Genomic DNA, 12,707 nt, shown 5'->3' with positions numbered 1-12,707 from the left:
CTTTCCACTGAAGGTCATACCGATGGACATGCAACCCCGAATCCGCCAGCTGTTCCAGGCCAGCATCGACACCAAGCTGCTCGCCATGGAAGTCGTGGCCCCCCACATCGAGCATGCCAGCATGGTGATGGTCAATGCGCTGCTGAACGAGGGCAAGATCCTCGCCTGCGGCAACGGCGGTTCCGCTGGCGATGCCCAGCACTTCTCCTCCGAGCTGCTCAACCGCTTCGAGCGGGAGCGCCCCAGCCTGCCAGCCCTGGCACTGACCACGGACAGTTCCACCATCACCTCGATCGCCAACGACTACAGCTACAACGAAGTCTTCTCGAAGCAGATCCGTGCACTTGGTCAGCCGGGCGACGTGCTGCTCGCCATCTCCACCAGCGGCAACTCGGCCAACGTGATCCAGGCCATCCAGGCTGCGCACGACCGCGAGATGACCATCGTGGCCCTGACCGGCCGCGACGGCGGCGGTATGGCGTCCCTGCTTCTGCCAGAAGATGTCGAGATTCGCGTGCCCTCCAAAGTCACCGCACGCATCCAGGAGGTGCACCTCCTGGCCATCCACTGCCTCTGCGACCTGATCGACCGTCAATTGTTTGGGAGTGAAGAATGACCCGTTCCCCCCTGATTCTGGCCCTGCTGGCTTTCACCCTCGTGCTGGGCGGCTGCGGTGGCCGAACCATCGGCAAGACCATCGATGACCAATCCACCCCCTCGAAGGTGCGCGCCAAGATCGACGCCGCAAGCCCCGATCTCAAGACCAACTCACACATCGTGGTCACCAGCTTCAACGGCGTTGTGCTGCTGGCCGGACAGACCCCCAACCAGAACCTGAAGGCACTCGCCGAGCAGGCTGCTCGCACCGCGCAGGGCGTCAAGAAGGTTCATAACGAACTGCAGGTCGGAGCCAACTCGTCGGCCTTGGCGCGCATGAACGACAGCGCCATCACTACCAAGATCACCACCCAACTGCTCGCCAACAGCCAGATCCCCAGCTCCAACATCAAGGTGGTGACCGAGAATGGGATCGTCTACCTGCTAGGCCTGGTCAGCCGCCAGGAAGCAGGGTTGGCCACCAGCGTGGTACAGGGGGTTTCCGGCGTGCAGAAGATCATCAAGCTCTTCGAATACACCAACTGAACCCGCCAACCATTAAAAAAGGCGATCCAATCGGATCGCCTTTTTTTATTTCACCACTTTCAGGCTGGGCCGCCCGGCCGGTCGACCACCGCCTGCCGAAGACGGCGCGCCGTCACCAGAGGGGCCGTCATCTTCAGGTCCATCACCTTCATCCATTACCGGCGACTCCAGGTCGAAGACCATTCCCTGCCCGTTCTCACGTGCATAGATGGCCATGACCGCGGCGCTCGGAATATAGAGACTGTGGGCAACGCCTCCGAAGCGACCTTCGAAGCTGACCGCCTCGTTGTCCATGTGCAGATGACGGACAGCGCTGGGCGACACGTTCAACACGATCTGGCCGTCGCTCGCATAACCCGGCGGCACACGAACGCCTGCGTGCTCCGCATTGACGAGCAGGTGGGGCGTGCAATCGTTGTCGACGATCCACTCATACAGGGCCCGAACCAGATAGGGACGACTGGATTTCATCGATTCACCTCAACGCATATCGCGCTCAACGTCCGAAAGACTCGCCTGGAAAGCCGGCCGCGAGAAATGGCGATCCATATACTCGAGAAGCGGCTTGGCCGGACGAGGCAGTTCGATACCCAACTTCGGCAAACGCCAGAGGATGGGCAACAGGCAGCAGTCTACAAGACTCATCTCTTCACTGAGAAAGAAAGGCTTGTCGGCAAACAACGGGGACACACCGGTAAGGCTTTCCCGAAGCTCCTTTCGGGCCTGCGCCTTGGCAGCGTCCTTGGCCTTCGGATCCAGCACAAGGTCAACCAGCGAACACCAATCGCGCTGAACCCGGTGCATGAGCAGCCGGGTATTACCCCGCGCAACGGGATAGACCGGCATCAGCGGCGGGTGCGGATAGCGCTCTTCCAGGTACTCCATCACCACCGTCGGCTCATAGAGCGCCAGATCACGATCCAGAAGCGTAGGCACGGTGCCGTAGGGGTTCGACTCGATCAGCTTCGGCGGGCACTGGCCGTTGAGGACATCGATGATGTCCACGGCAACGCCTTTCTCGGCAAGGACGATACGTACACGATGGGAGTAGTGGTCCGCGGGGTCGGAGTAACAGGTCAGCTTGGTGATAGCCGCCATGGCGCCCTCCTCGCTTGAAGTTATGCGGGGTCAAAAAAAGCGCGCGCCCATCAGGGCGCGCGCGTTACAGCATCAGCGTTCGATCAGTGAACGTCTTTCCAGTACTCACGCTTGAGCAGGTAGGCGAACACGAAGAAGAAGGCCAGGTACAGCAGAACGTAGGTCCCGATGCGCTGCATGTGCAGCTTGTTCGGGTCAGCGGAGTAGGCCAGGAAGGTCACCAGGTTCTGGATCTTCTGGTCGAACTCGGCCTCGGTCAGCTTGCCGGTCTTCGGAACGATGGTCAGTTGGTCACACGCTTCATGGGTGATCGGCGCACCGGTCAGCGGGTCGAACTGCTTCTTGCCATGCTCGACGACCTGGACCTGCTTGCAGCCAACAACCTGGCGCCCCTGCAGGCCAACCAGCACGTTGGGCATACCCACGTTCGGGAAGACCTTGTTGTTGACACCCCACGGACGGGCCGGGTCTTCGTAGAAGGCACGCAGGTAGCTGTACAGCCAGTCAGTGCCACGGACGCGAGCCACCAGGGTCAGGTCCGGCGGAGCTGCACCGAACCACACCTTGGCGTCGTTCGGCTTCATGGCGCTCTGCATGTGATCACCGATCTTCGCACCGGTGAACACCAGGTTTTGCATCATCAGCTCTTCGGAAATGCCCAGGTCCTTGGCTACACGCTCATAGCGCTGGAACTTGGCACCGTGGCAGCCCATGCAGTAGTTGGCGAAGGTACGCGCACCGTCCTGCATGGCAGCCTTGTCGGTCAGGTCGATTTCGACATGATCCAGTTCAACCTCTTCACCGCCGGAAGCGAACACGGCAACCGGCAGGAGAGCGATAACAAATGCAGCAAATAGCTTTTTCATCAGCCTGTCACCCTTTCCGGAACCGGTTTGGTTTTTTCCATCCTGGTGTAGAACGGCATCAGGATGAAGTACGCGAAGTACAGGATGGTGCACACCTGCGATACCAGCGTACGGCCCGGGGTCGGCGCCAGAACACCCAGCACGCCGAGGATGATGAAGGAAACGCAGAACACCAGCAGCCAGATCTTGCTCAGCCAGCCCTTGTAGCGCATGGAGCGCACCGGGCTGCGGTCCAGCCATGGCAGGACGAAGAGAATCGCAATGGCTGCACCCATGGCGATGACGCCCATGAGCTTGTCAGGTACCGCACGCAGAATCGCGTAGAACGGGGTGAAGTACCAGACCGGAGCAATGTGTGCCGGCGTCTTGAACGGGTTGGCTTGTTCGAAGTTCGGCTTCTCGAGGAAGTACCCACCCATTTCCGGGAAGAAGAACACCACGAAGCAGAACACGAAGAGGAACACCACCACACCGACAATGTCCTTCACGGTGTAGTAGGGGTGGAAGGCGATGCCATCCAGCGGAATGCCGTTCTCGTCCTTCTTCTTCTTGATGTCCACGCCATCCGGGTTGTTGGAGCCCACTTCGTGGAGCGCCAGGATGTGCAGGACCACCAGCCCCAGGATCACGATCGGCAGAGCGATCACGTGCAGGGCGAAGAAGCGGTTCAAGGTGATGCCAGAGATCAGGTAGTCACCACGGATCCACTGGGTGAGGTCGTCACCGATGACCGGGATCGCACCGAACAGCGAGATGATCACCTGTGCACCCCAGTAGGACATCTGGCCCCAGGGCAGCAGGTAGCCCATGAAGGCCTCGGCCATCAGGGCGAGGTAGATCAGCATGCCGAAGATCCACACCAGCTCACGGGGCTTCTGGTAGGAGCCGTAGAGCAGGCCGCGGAACATGTGCAGGTAGACCACGATGAAGAACGCGGACGCACCCGTGGAGTGGAGGTAACGGATGATCACCCCGTATTCCACGTCGCGCATGATGTATTCGACGGAGGCGAAGGCTTCTTCCGCAGACGGAGTGAAGCTCATGGTCAGCCAGACGCCGGTCAGGATCTGGTTGACCAGAACCAGCAGAGCCAGCGAGCCGAAGAAATAGAAGAAGTTGAAGTTCTTGGGAGCGTAGTACTTGCTCAGATGGTCTTCCCACATCTTGGTGGCGGGGAAGCGCGCATCGATCCATTCCATGAATTTGCTCATCATGCCTTCTCCTGGTCCACGCCGATGATGATGACATCATCCGACTCGTAGGAGTGGGGTGGCACCGGCAGGTTCAAGGGGGCAGGCTGCGCTTTGTAGACGCGGCCAGCGAGGTCGTAGCGGGAACCGTGGCACGGGCAGAAGTAACCACCGACCCACTCGGCACCCAGGTCAGCCGGGGCGACCTCGGGACGGAAGGAGGGCGAGCAGCCCAGGTGGGTGCACAGACCGACCAGCACCAGGATTTCCGGCTTGATCGAACGCTTCTGCGGATCGACGTAAGTCGGTTGCACGGATGCCTTGGACTCCGGGTCAGCCATGCGGTCATGGATCTTGGCCAGATTGCCGAGAATTTCCTCCGTGCGGCGCACGATGAACACGGGCTGACCGCGCCATTCGGCGACAATCTGCTGGCCCGCGTCGATCTTGCCGATGTTCACCTTCACAGGTGCACCTGCGGCCTTGGCCTTGGCACTAGGTTGCCATGACCCCACAAACGGGATCGCAGCACCCACCGCTCCTGCAGCACCCACCACGGATGTGGCTGCCACAAGGAAGCGACGCCGGCCTGCATTCACGCCGTCATTGCTCATTCAGTCGTCTCCCATCAGCTTTGCGGCCTGTTGTTCAGGCCTCTACTAAGTAAAAATCGAGCCGCGCAAAAAATTCGCCAAATGGTAAAGAAAACCCCCTCTGATGACAAGGTAATAGCCGGATACAAAACAGCTGAAAGCCTTGAACCACTAGGGATTCGGGAGTGCGACAAGCTGTCGCAGCCCACTTTTCCACAGGCATAAAAAAACGCCCAGGCCAAAAGGAACCTGGGCGTTTCTTGCAGCGCCGTATTAGCGCTTGGAGTACTGCGGACGCTTACGCGCTTTACGCAGACCGACCTTCTTACGCTCGACTTCGCGGGCATCGCGAGTCACGTAGCCGGCCTTGCGCAGCGGGCTGCGCAGGGACTCGTCGTAGCTGATCAGGGCGCGGGTGATGCCATGACGGATGGCACCGGCCTGACCGCTGACACCGCCACCGAGAACGGTGACATAGATGTCGAACTTCTCGACTGTCTCGGTCAGCTCCAGAGGCTGACGCACGACCATGCGAGCGGTTTCGCGGCCGAAGAACTGCTCCAGGCTGCGATTGTTGATGGAGATCTTGCCAGTACCCGGGCGCAGGAAGACGCGCGCGGTTGCAGTCTTGCGACGGCCAGTGCCGTAATTTTGAGTCGCCGACATAATGAATCTATCCCGTTAAATCTTCAGTTCTTGGGGCTGCTGAGCGGTGTGCGGGTGGACGGCACCCTTGTACACCTTCAGCTTGCGATACATGTCGCGACCCAGCGGGTTCTTCGGCAGCATGCCTTTGACCGCGGTCTCGATCACGCGCTCAGGCGCCTTGGCGATCAGCTTCTCGAAGTTGATCTCCTTGATGCCACCCGGGAAACCGGAGTGCGAGTAGTACTTCTTGTCGGTGGTCTTGGAACCAGTGACACGAATCTGCTCGGCGTTGATGACGACGATGTAGTCGCCGGTGTCAACGTGCGGAGTGTATTCCGGCTTGTGCTTGCCGCGCAGACGGCTTGCAATTTCGGTGGCCAGACGACCCAGGGTCTGACCGGCAGCGTCGACGACATACCAGTCGCGCTTAACAGTTTCCGGTTTTGCAGTAAAAGTCTTCATTCGCTATAGCCTCAGGGGCCGCCCTGAAAATAAGACGGCGGATCTTACTGAATAGTGCTCGCCCTGGCAACACAGGGCAGCCGGAAACAGACGCTATCGGGGGCTCGGGTCAGCGCGTCCGCTACGGCAAAAGGTTTTCGGCAGGCTAGGCATCCCCGCCTTCCTTCTCGGCAGGCTAGGCATCCCCGCAAAGAAAGCCGCGGAATTATGCCGATTGCAGGAAAAATTTCAACCTGATTTGATAACGATCTTTCGCCCGACGAGGAGCCACCATGCAATACCGTCAACTCGGCCGCACGGATGTGAAGGTCAGCAGCCTCTGTCTCGGCACCATGACCTGGGGCGAGCAGAACTCCCAGACCGAGGCATTCGCACAGATCGAACGCGCCAAGGCCTACGGCATCAACTTCATGGATGTGGCGGAGATGTACCCCGTCCCTCCTCGCCCCGAGACCTACGGCGCCACCGAAACCATCATCGGCAACTGGTTCGCCGCCAGGCGGGATCGGGCTGACTGGGTCCTGGCGAGCAAGGTCGCGGGGCCGGGCAACGGCATCACCCACATCCGCGACGGCAACCTGAAGCACAACCGACATCACATCGCCGCTGCGCTCGACGCCAGCCTCAAGCGCCTGCAGACCGACTGGATCGACATCTACCAGCTGCACTGGCCCGAACGCAGCACCAACTACTTCGGCCAACTGGGCTATCGCCACCGGGACGAAGACTTCACGCCCCTGCAGGAGACCCTCGAAGCACTCGCCGAGCAGGTCAAGGCCGGCAAGATCCGCTACGTCGGCCTGTCCAACGAGACGCCCTGGGGAACCATGACCTTCCTGCAACTGGCCGACCGTCTCGGACTCCCCCGCGCCGTATCCATCCAGAATCCATACAACCTGCTGAATCGCACCTTCGAGGTGGGCCTGGCGGAGGTCGCCATCCGCGAACACTGCGGCCTGCTGGCGTATTCACCGCTGGCGTTCGGCATGCTCTCCGGCAAATACGAGAACGGCGCACAACCGCCCCAGGCGCGCATCACCCGGTTCAGCCGCTTCACCCGCTACACCAACCCGCAAGCGAAGGCGGCCTGCTCGCGCTATGTCGCCCTGGCCCGTGAGCACGGGCTGGACCCGGCGCAGATGGCCCTCGCCTTCGTCACCGCTCAGCCATTCGTCACCAGCAACATCATCGGCGCGACCGACCTCGAACAGTTGGAAAGCAACCTCGCCAGCAGCGAACTGAAGCTGCCCGATGCCGTACTGGAGGGGATTGCCGAGATCCATCGCGACCAGCCGGACCCCGCCCCCTGACCTAGTCGAACAACCCCGGCAGCGTGTCCGCTCCAGCAGCGGGCATGTCGCCCCGCCGGGAAGCCAGCCGATCCGCAAGCCGGGTCGGCTCTGGCAGCCGATAGCCTCGACAACCACGCAAGACCAGCTCCAGCGCGCTGTTCATCGACACCCGGTGCCCGGGCGACACCAACAGCGGCGCCACGCGGTCCCGACTGCGCAGCATCCAGCCGATCTGTTCGCCCTCGTGCTCCAGCGGCACATGCTCGCCACGGGCAAGGCCTGGCTCAGCGTGATGCCCCACCAGCACCTTCTTCGCCACGCCGATGGTCGGCAACCCGGTCACCACGCCAAGGTGCGACGCAATGCCGAGCCGGCGCGGATGGGCGATCCCCTGCCCGTCGCAGAACACCAGGTCCGGCCGCTGCGGCAATCCAGCGAGCGCCTTCAACAGCGCCGGCAGTTCACGGAAGGACAACAGCCCGGGCACGTAGGGCATGGACGTCGGCACCCGCGCCACTACCTGGCCCAGCAGGCGGTAGTCATCGGCATCCAGCAACACCGCGGCGGCCCGGGTGACCTGTCCACCCTCCTCGAAGCCGACGTCGACGCCCGCCACCACCTTCAGCGGCGCGAAGTCATCCACCAGCACCACCCGCGCAGCCAGTTCGCCCTGCAGGCGCTTGGCATGGCGAACGCTGCCGTCCCAGTCATCGAAGGGGGAAGTACTCATGAACGGGCTCCGGAAAATCGACACAGGGTAGACCCGGAGCCAGCGGGAAGGGCCCGCCGCACTGCCCGGCGGCGGACCCGGGGCCTTACAGCGAACGGGCAATGATCTCCTTCATGATCTCGTTGGTGCCCGCATAGATGCGCTGCACGCGAGCATCCGCCCAGGCGCGTGCTACCGGGTACTCCCACATGAACCCATAGCCACCGTGCAGCTGCACGCACTCGTCCAGCACCTTGCACTGCAGGTCCGTGCCCCAATACTTGAGCATCGCGGCTGTCGGAACGTCGAGCTTGCGCTGCAGATGCAGCTCCAGGCAGCGGTCGACGAAGACCCGGCCGATCTGGATCTCGGTGGCCATCTCCGCCAGCTTGAAGCGGGTGTTCTGGAACTCCGCGATGGCCTTGCCGAACGCCTTGCGGTCGCGGGTGTAGTCGAGGGTCCACTTCAGCGCCGCCTCCGCCGAAGCCAGCGCCCCGATGCCCACCGTCAGGCGTTCCTGGGGCAGCTCCTGCATCAGGTAGGCGAAGCCCATGCCTGCCTGGCCCAGCAGGTTCTCCTTGGGCACCCGGACGTCCTGGAAGAACAGCTCGGAGGTGTCCTGGGCCTTCATCCCCACCTTCTCCAGGCGCTTGCCCTTGGAAAAGCCGGGCGTGTCCGCCTCCACCAGGAACAGGCTGGTGCCCTTGGCCCCCGCCTTGGGATCGGTCTTGGCAACCACGATGACCAGATCGGCCAGGAACCCGTTGGTGATGAAGGTCTTGGAGCCGTTGATCACGTAGTGGTCGCCATCCAGCACCGCCGTGGTCTTCACCCCCTGCAGGTCGGACCCCGCCCCGGGCTCGGTCATGGCGATGGCCGTCACCAGCTCGCCGCTGACCAGGCGCGGCAGGTACTTCTCCTTCTGCGCCTCGCTGCCGTAATGAAGGATGTAGGGCGCCACGATGTCCGAATGCAACGAGAAGCCGATGCCGGTGAGACCCAGGCGACCGATCTCCTCGATCACCACCGTGCTGTAGAGGAAGTCGGCCCCGACGCCACCATAGGCCTCGGGAATGTGGGAGCAGAGCAGCCCCGCCTCCCCCGCCTTGTTCCACAAGGCCCGGTCCACGTGCCCATCCTTCTCCCACTGGTGATGGAAGGGCACGGCCTCCTCTTCGAGGAAGCGGCGCACGCTGTCACGGAAGAGTTCATGTTCGGGGCTGAAGAGCGTTCTGGGGATCATCGCGTCACCTTCACGGGCAGTCGGTCGAAGAAGGCCCCGACTGTAGGACAGGCCTGCGCTGGCACACACTGGACACTTGCGACAAAAAATAAGACGATCCAGCCGCCTAATGACCGCTTTCCCCTAATAAGAACAAGACCATGACCATTCAGCAGTCTCCCACCCTAAGGCGGGTGAGCATCCTCGCCACCGACGGCGTCTTCGCCTCCACCCTCATGCAGGCCAAGGACTTCTTCCACATGGCCAGCCTGCGCTACAGCAAGCTGCAGGGCCAGGGGCTGAGGCCCGCGTTCCAGATCAACCTGGTCAGCCCGGACGGGCAGCCAGTGCGCAGCTTCAGCGAAGTGACCATGCCGGTGGACGGCCCCCTGGATGCCGCCGACGTCATCATCCTCCCCGCGTTCTGGGACGACTTCGACGCCCAGTGCGCGCGCTACCCCCAGATACTGCCCTGGCTGCGCGAGCGGCACGGCGCCGGCAGCATGATCTGCGGCGAAGCGACCGGCGTGTTCTGGATGGCCCAGGCCGGGCTGCTGGACGGCAAGGAGGCGACCACCTACTGGCGCTTCTTCCGTGAGTTCGCCGAGCGCTTCCCCAAGGTCCAGCTCAACCAGGACAAGCACCTCTCCGACGCCGACAACCTCTATTGCGCCGGCGGCGTCACCTCCGCCTGCGACCTGTACATCTACATGATCGAGCGCTTCTGCGGCGCCTCCATCGCCCAGGCGGTCTCCCGCGACATCCTCTACGAGGTCCAGCGCAGCTACTCGCCCGGGCGCATCGGCTTCGGCGGACAGAAACTGCACCAGGACGTCACCATCCTGCAGATCCAGCATTGGCTCGAGGAGCACTACGCCGACAAGTTCCGCTTCGAAGACGTGGCCCGGGATCACGGCATGAGCATCCGCAACTTCATGCGGCGCTTCCAGGCCGCCACCGGTGACAAACCGCTGCACTACCTGCAACGGTTACGCATCGAAACAGCCAAGGGCCTGCTCTCCGCCACCCGCAAGAGCATCAAGACCATCAGCTACGAAGTGGGCTACGACGACGCCAGCTTCTTCGCCCGACTGTTCCGCCAGCACACGACCCTGTCGCCCAACCAGTACCGCCGGCAGTTCCAGCACAAAGGCGACTGACGCGGCCATCCCAAGGATGGGTTGGCCCCCGGGGTGAGCATCTTATGATCCGCGCCAGGCCCTAGCGGGCTCTCGACCCTTCGCCGCCCGAGGGCGGATGCGCAGAACAACAAGAAAGGTACTCTCCCATGCGCCGCTACCTGCTCGCCCTGCTGGCCGCCGCCAGCCTTCATGCCACTGCCGACGACAGCTGGAAACCCTTCCCCTACGACCAGTCCGCCTACGATTATTCCGGCGACAAGCTGCGCCAGGCCTGGCCCCAGCTGACGCGTGGCTTCGGCCCCGACTATCCGTTCCCCGATGCCGACTGGGTGGTGACCATGGCCACCCAGAACCCCAAGGCACTGGAGATGACAGTAGCCGGCAACACCGGCTTCACCGGCAAGCCCGAGGAAGCCGAGGCCTACGCCGCGCGCCTGCAGGACGTCTGGCGACTGATGTTCCGTGGCGATTTCGAACAGGCGAAGAAGAAGGGCCTGGAACTGGGCGTGGGCGGCCAGGTGCCGGCGATGTTCGCCCAGGTGATCTACGCCATGTTCCTCGCCCCCGACCAGGCCGAGAAACACCGCCTGCTGGAGGAAGTCATCACGTACACCGACGAGGCCGGCGATCTGGTCCAGGCCGACACCGTGGCCCAGTTCGGCCGCGTCTACGCCAAGGCACGCCTGGGCGAGGAGCTGTCGGTGCCGGTGGTGCTCAAGCGCGGCTACACCAGCCAGATCCCCGAGGAACTGGACGCCCTGCTGAAGAAGCAGCCTCGCCAGCCCTTCGCCCTCGCCCTCTACGGCGGCTATGAAGCCGGGGTGATCCGCAAGGTCGGCAAGCTGGTGGGCAAGATGACCTACGGGGTCAGCGCGGACAAGATGGAGCAGTACTTCACCCGCTCCTTCACCGCCAAGGACGACCTGCCCATCGGCCACTACGAATACGCCAACGCCCTGGTCTACGTGTACGGCGAAGACGAGCAGGAAAAGGTGCTGGAGCACCTGCGCAAGGCGGTGGCCATCAAGCCCATCAACGCCATGGAGGCGCTCGAAGTGGCCCACGCGCAGCAACTGCTCAAGCAATACGAGAAGGAAGTGGCCCAACGCTGAGCGCGAAAGGCGGAAATGAAAAAAGGGCAGGTCCGAAACCTGCCCTTTTTCATGCCTGCACGCCTCAGGGCTTGTGCGGGCGGGAGAGGAACTCGTGGGACTGCATTTCCAGCAGGCGGCTCAGGGTACGCTGGAACTCGAAGTTCAGGCGGCCACCGCTGTAGAGGTCCTTCAGCTCCACCTCGGCGGAAATGATCAGCTTCACGTTGCGGTCGTAGAACTCGTCCACCAGGTTGATGAAGCGACGCGCCATGTCGTCCTTGGCCACCCCCATCTGCTCGACGTTGGCCAGGATGATCGCGTGGAAGATCTTGCCCAGTTCGATGTAGTCGTTCTGGCTGCGCGGGCCGTCGCACAGCTCGCGGAACTCGAACCAGGCGACGTCTTCGCAGACGCGCACGGCACGGATCTCGCGGTTCTCCACCATCAGCACCTCGCCCTCCTGGGCATGGGTGCAGTCCGGCAGCAGGCTCCTGAAGCTGGCTTTCAGGCTGGCCTCGGAGGCCGGGCCCAGCGGCCAGTGGTAGAGCTCCGCCTGCTCCAGGGCACGCAGGCGGTAGTCCACGCCGCTGTCGACGTTGACGATCTCGGTGTGCTCCTTGAGCAGCGCAATGGCCGGCAGGAAGCGCGCGCGCTGCAGGCCGTCCTTGTAGAGGCCGTCCGGGACGATGTTGGAAGTGGCCACCAGCGAAACGCCGTTCTTGAACAGCTCCTCCAGCAGCGTGGCAAGGATCATCGCGTCGGTGATGTCGGAGACGAAGAACTCATCGAAGCAGATGACCCGGGCCTCATCGGCAAAGCGTTTGCCGATGATGGTCAGCGGGTTCTTCTCGCCCTTGAGGGTCTTCATTTCCTCGTGGACGCGCTTCATGAAGCGGTGGAAGTGCGTGCGCATCTTCTGCTTGAAGGGCAGCGCATCGAAGAAGGTGTCCACCAGGTAGGTCTTGCCGCGGCCGACCCCACCCCAGAAATAGAGGCCTTTCACCGGTCCCTGGCGTTTCTTGCCGAACAGGCCGCCGAACAGCCCAGGCTTGGCTCGCTCATCGGCGATCAGATCGTCGTAGAGCCGCTGCAGATGACGCACGGCATTTTCCTGCGCCGCGTCGTGGAAGAAGTCCGGCCGCTTGAGGTCGGCCTGATAGCGCTCGAGGGGGGTCATGATCGATAGCAAGGCAAGGAAAAACGGGGCCGTCACTTTAGCGACGGCCCCGTTGATTGGCAATCAGCCGG

General features: G+C 62.4%; 15 protein-coding genes. 5 read left to right on the top strand and 10 right to left on the bottom strand.

The window, feature by feature from the left end:
- The first annotated feature begins 22 nt into the window (after positions 1–22).
- Both PotMrB4_RS06200 and PotMrB4_RS06195 read left to right on the top strand, forming a co-directional pair.
- The gene (locus tag PotMrB4_RS06200) at positions 23–616 is read left to right on the top strand and encodes a phosphoheptose isomerase (RefSeq protein WP_107328713.1); all 594 of its coding nucleotides are present in this window, start codon (positions 23–25) and stop codon (positions 614–616) included.
- The gene (locus PotMrB4_RS06195) at positions 613–1,143 is read left to right on the top strand and encodes a BON domain-containing protein (RefSeq protein ID WP_172432794.1); all 531 of its coding nucleotides are present in this window, start codon (positions 613–615) and stop codon (positions 1,141–1,143) included. The genes PotMrB4_RS06200 and PotMrB4_RS06195 overlap by 4 nt, the downstream gene beginning before the upstream one ends.
- Positions 1,144–1,188: 45 nt before the next feature.
- Here the strand turns inward: PotMrB4_RS06195 and PotMrB4_RS06190 are convergent, their stop codons facing one another.
- The 7 genes from PotMrB4_RS06190 to rplM form a co-directional block, all read right to left on the bottom strand.
- The gene (locus PotMrB4_RS06190; RefSeq protein ID WP_172432793.1) at positions 1,189–1,614 is read right to left on the bottom strand and encodes a ClpXP protease specificity-enhancing factor; all 426 of its coding nucleotides are present in this window, start codon (positions 1,612–1,614) and stop codon (positions 1,189–1,191) included.
- A 9-nt stretch (positions 1,615–1,623) separates the two neighbouring features.
- Positions 1,624–2,241, bottom strand: a complete 618-nt coding sequence (locus tag PotMrB4_RS06185) for a glutathione S-transferase N-terminal domain-containing protein (RefSeq protein ID WP_044409601.1) — start codon at positions 2,239–2,241, stop codon at positions 1,624–1,626.
- Positions 2,242–2,324: 83 nt separating this feature from the next.
- Complete coding sequence (locus PotMrB4_RS06180) at positions 2,325–3,107, bottom strand: cytochrome c1 (protein WP_044409604.1); 783 nt, start codon at positions 3,105–3,107, stop codon at positions 2,325–2,327.
- Positions 3,107–4,318 carry a cytochrome b gene (locus PotMrB4_RS06175; RefSeq protein WP_044409607.1) on the bottom strand — a complete coding sequence of 404 codons (1,212 nt, stop codon included), beginning with the start codon at positions 4,316–4,318 and terminating at the stop codon, positions 3,107–3,109. Before PotMrB4_RS06175 ends, PotMrB4_RS06180 begins: the two co-directional genes overlap by 1 nt.
- Positions 4,318–4,911 (bottom strand): ubiquinol-cytochrome c reductase iron-sulfur subunit, encoded by a 594-nt coding sequence (gene petA, locus PotMrB4_RS06170; protein ID WP_044409610.1) that lies wholly within the window; start codon positions 4,909–4,911, stop codon positions 4,318–4,320. The genes PotMrB4_RS06175 and petA overlap by 1 nt, the downstream gene beginning before the upstream one ends.
- Positions 4,912–5,163: 252 nt before the next feature.
- Positions 5,164–5,556 (bottom strand): 30S ribosomal protein S9, encoded by a 393-nt coding sequence (gene rpsI / locus PotMrB4_RS06165; RefSeq protein ID WP_044409613.1) that lies wholly within the window; start codon positions 5,554–5,556, stop codon positions 5,164–5,166.
- A gap of 15 nt (positions 5,557–5,571) precedes the next feature.
- Positions 5,572–6,000, bottom strand: coding sequence for a 50S ribosomal protein L13 (rplM, locus tag PotMrB4_RS06160; protein WP_074971608.1), 429 nt, complete (start codon positions 5,998–6,000; stop codon positions 5,572–5,574).
- A 272-nt stretch (positions 6,001–6,272) separates the two neighbouring features.
- On the opposite strand from rplM, the gene PotMrB4_RS06155 reads away from it, so the two are divergent.
- On the top strand, positions 6,273–7,310 hold the full coding sequence (locus PotMrB4_RS06155; RefSeq protein WP_172432792.1) for an NADP(H)-dependent aldo-keto reductase: 1,038 nt from the start codon (positions 6,273–6,275) through the stop codon (positions 7,308–7,310).
- A gap of 1 nt (position 7,311) precedes the next feature.
- On the opposite strand, the gene nfi is transcribed toward PotMrB4_RS06155, so the two are convergent.
- Both nfi and PotMrB4_RS06145 read right to left on the bottom strand, forming a co-directional pair.
- Positions 7,312–8,022 (bottom strand): deoxyribonuclease V, encoded by a 711-nt coding sequence (gene nfi, locus PotMrB4_RS06150; RefSeq protein WP_172432791.1) that lies wholly within the window; start codon positions 8,020–8,022, stop codon positions 7,312–7,314.
- An 85-nt stretch (positions 8,023–8,107) separates the two neighbouring features.
- Entirely contained in the window at positions 8,108–9,244 is a 1,137-nt protein-coding gene (locus PotMrB4_RS06145) for an acyl-CoA dehydrogenase family protein (RefSeq protein ID WP_044409625.1), read from the bottom strand.
- A gap of 140 nt (positions 9,245–9,384) precedes the next feature.
- Between PotMrB4_RS06145 and PotMrB4_RS06140 the strand changes: the two genes are divergently transcribed.
- Together PotMrB4_RS06140 and PotMrB4_RS06135 are read left to right on the top strand one after the other, a co-directional pair.
- Positions 9,385–10,383 carry a GlxA family transcriptional regulator gene (locus tag PotMrB4_RS06140; protein ID WP_044409628.1) on the top strand — a complete coding sequence of 333 codons (999 nt, stop codon included), beginning with the start codon at positions 9,385–9,387 and terminating at the stop codon, positions 10,381–10,383.
- A gap of 128 nt (positions 10,384–10,511) precedes the next feature.
- Positions 10,512–11,477 (top strand): hypothetical protein, encoded by a 966-nt coding sequence (locus tag PotMrB4_RS06135; RefSeq protein WP_044409632.1) that lies wholly within the window; start codon positions 10,512–10,514, stop codon positions 11,475–11,477.
- A gap of 64 nt (positions 11,478–11,541) precedes the next feature.
- Here PotMrB4_RS06135 and zapE read toward each other — a convergent pair whose 3' ends face one another.
- Positions 11,542–12,636, bottom strand: a complete 1,095-nt coding sequence (gene zapE / locus PotMrB4_RS06130) for a cell division protein ZapE (RefSeq protein WP_172432790.1) — start codon at positions 12,634–12,636, stop codon at positions 11,542–11,544.
- Between the last annotated feature and the right edge of the window lie 71 nt (positions 12,637–12,707).

This window comes from Metapseudomonas otitidis, assembly GCF_011397855.1.
Taxonomy (GTDB): Bacteria; Pseudomonadota; Gammaproteobacteria; order Pseudomonadales; family Pseudomonadaceae; genus Metapseudomonas; species Metapseudomonas otitidis.
This window is presented reverse-complemented; position numbering and strand designations above follow the sequence as displayed.

Bases quoted from the DNA above. Each gene is read 5' to 3' on its own strand.
- PotMrB4_RS06175 (WP_044409607.1), bottom strand. From the start codon at position 4,318: ATGAGCAAATTCATGGAATGGATCGATGCGCGCTTCCCCGCCACCAAG.
- rpsI (WP_044409613.1), bottom strand. From the start codon at position 5,556: ATGTCGGCGACTCAAAATTACGGCACTGGCCGTCGCAAGACTGCAACC.
- PotMrB4_RS06140 (WP_044409628.1), top strand. From the start codon at position 9,385: ATGACCATTCAGCAGTCTCCCACCCTAAGGCGGGTGAGCATCCTCGCC.
- nfi (WP_172432791.1), bottom strand. From the start codon at position 8,022: ATGAGTACTTCCCCCTTCGATGACTGGGACGGCAGCGTTCGCCATGCC.
- PotMrB4_RS06180 (WP_044409604.1), bottom strand. From the start codon at position 3,107: ATGAAAAAGCTATTTGCTGCATTTGTTATCGCTCTCCTGCCGGTTGCC.
- rplM (WP_074971608.1), bottom strand. From the start codon at position 6,000: ATGAAGACTTTTACTGCAAAACCGGAAACTGTTAAGCGCGACTGGTAT.
- PotMrB4_RS06195 (WP_172432794.1), top strand. From the start codon at position 613: ATGACCCGTTCCCCCCTGATTCTGGCCCTGCTGGCTTTCACCCTCGTG.
- PotMrB4_RS06190 (WP_172432793.1), bottom strand. From the start codon at position 1,614: ATGAAATCCAGTCGTCCCTATCTGGTTCGGGCCCTGTATGAGTGGATC.
- zapE (WP_172432790.1), bottom strand. From the start codon at position 12,636: ATGACCCCCCTCGAGCGCTATCAGGCCGACCTCAAGCGGCCGGACTTC.
- PotMrB4_RS06200 (WP_107328713.1), top strand. From the start codon at position 23: ATGGACATGCAACCCCGAATCCGCCAGCTGTTCCAGGCCAGCATCGAC.
- PotMrB4_RS06145 (WP_044409625.1), bottom strand. From the start codon at position 9,244: ATGATCCCCAGAACGCTCTTCAGCCCCGAACATGAACTCTTCCGTGAC.
- PotMrB4_RS06135 (WP_044409632.1), top strand. From the start codon at position 10,512: ATGCGCCGCTACCTGCTCGCCCTGCTGGCCGCCGCCAGCCTTCATGCC.
- PotMrB4_RS06185 (WP_044409601.1), bottom strand. From the start codon at position 2,241: ATGGCGGCTATCACCAAGCTGACCTGTTACTCCGACCCCGCGGACCAC.
- petA (WP_044409610.1), bottom strand. From the start codon at position 4,911: ATGAGCAATGACGGCGTGAATGCAGGCCGGCGTCGCTTCCTTGTGGCA.
- PotMrB4_RS06155 (WP_172432792.1), top strand. From the start codon at position 6,273: ATGCAATACCGTCAACTCGGCCGCACGGATGTGAAGGTCAGCAGCCTC.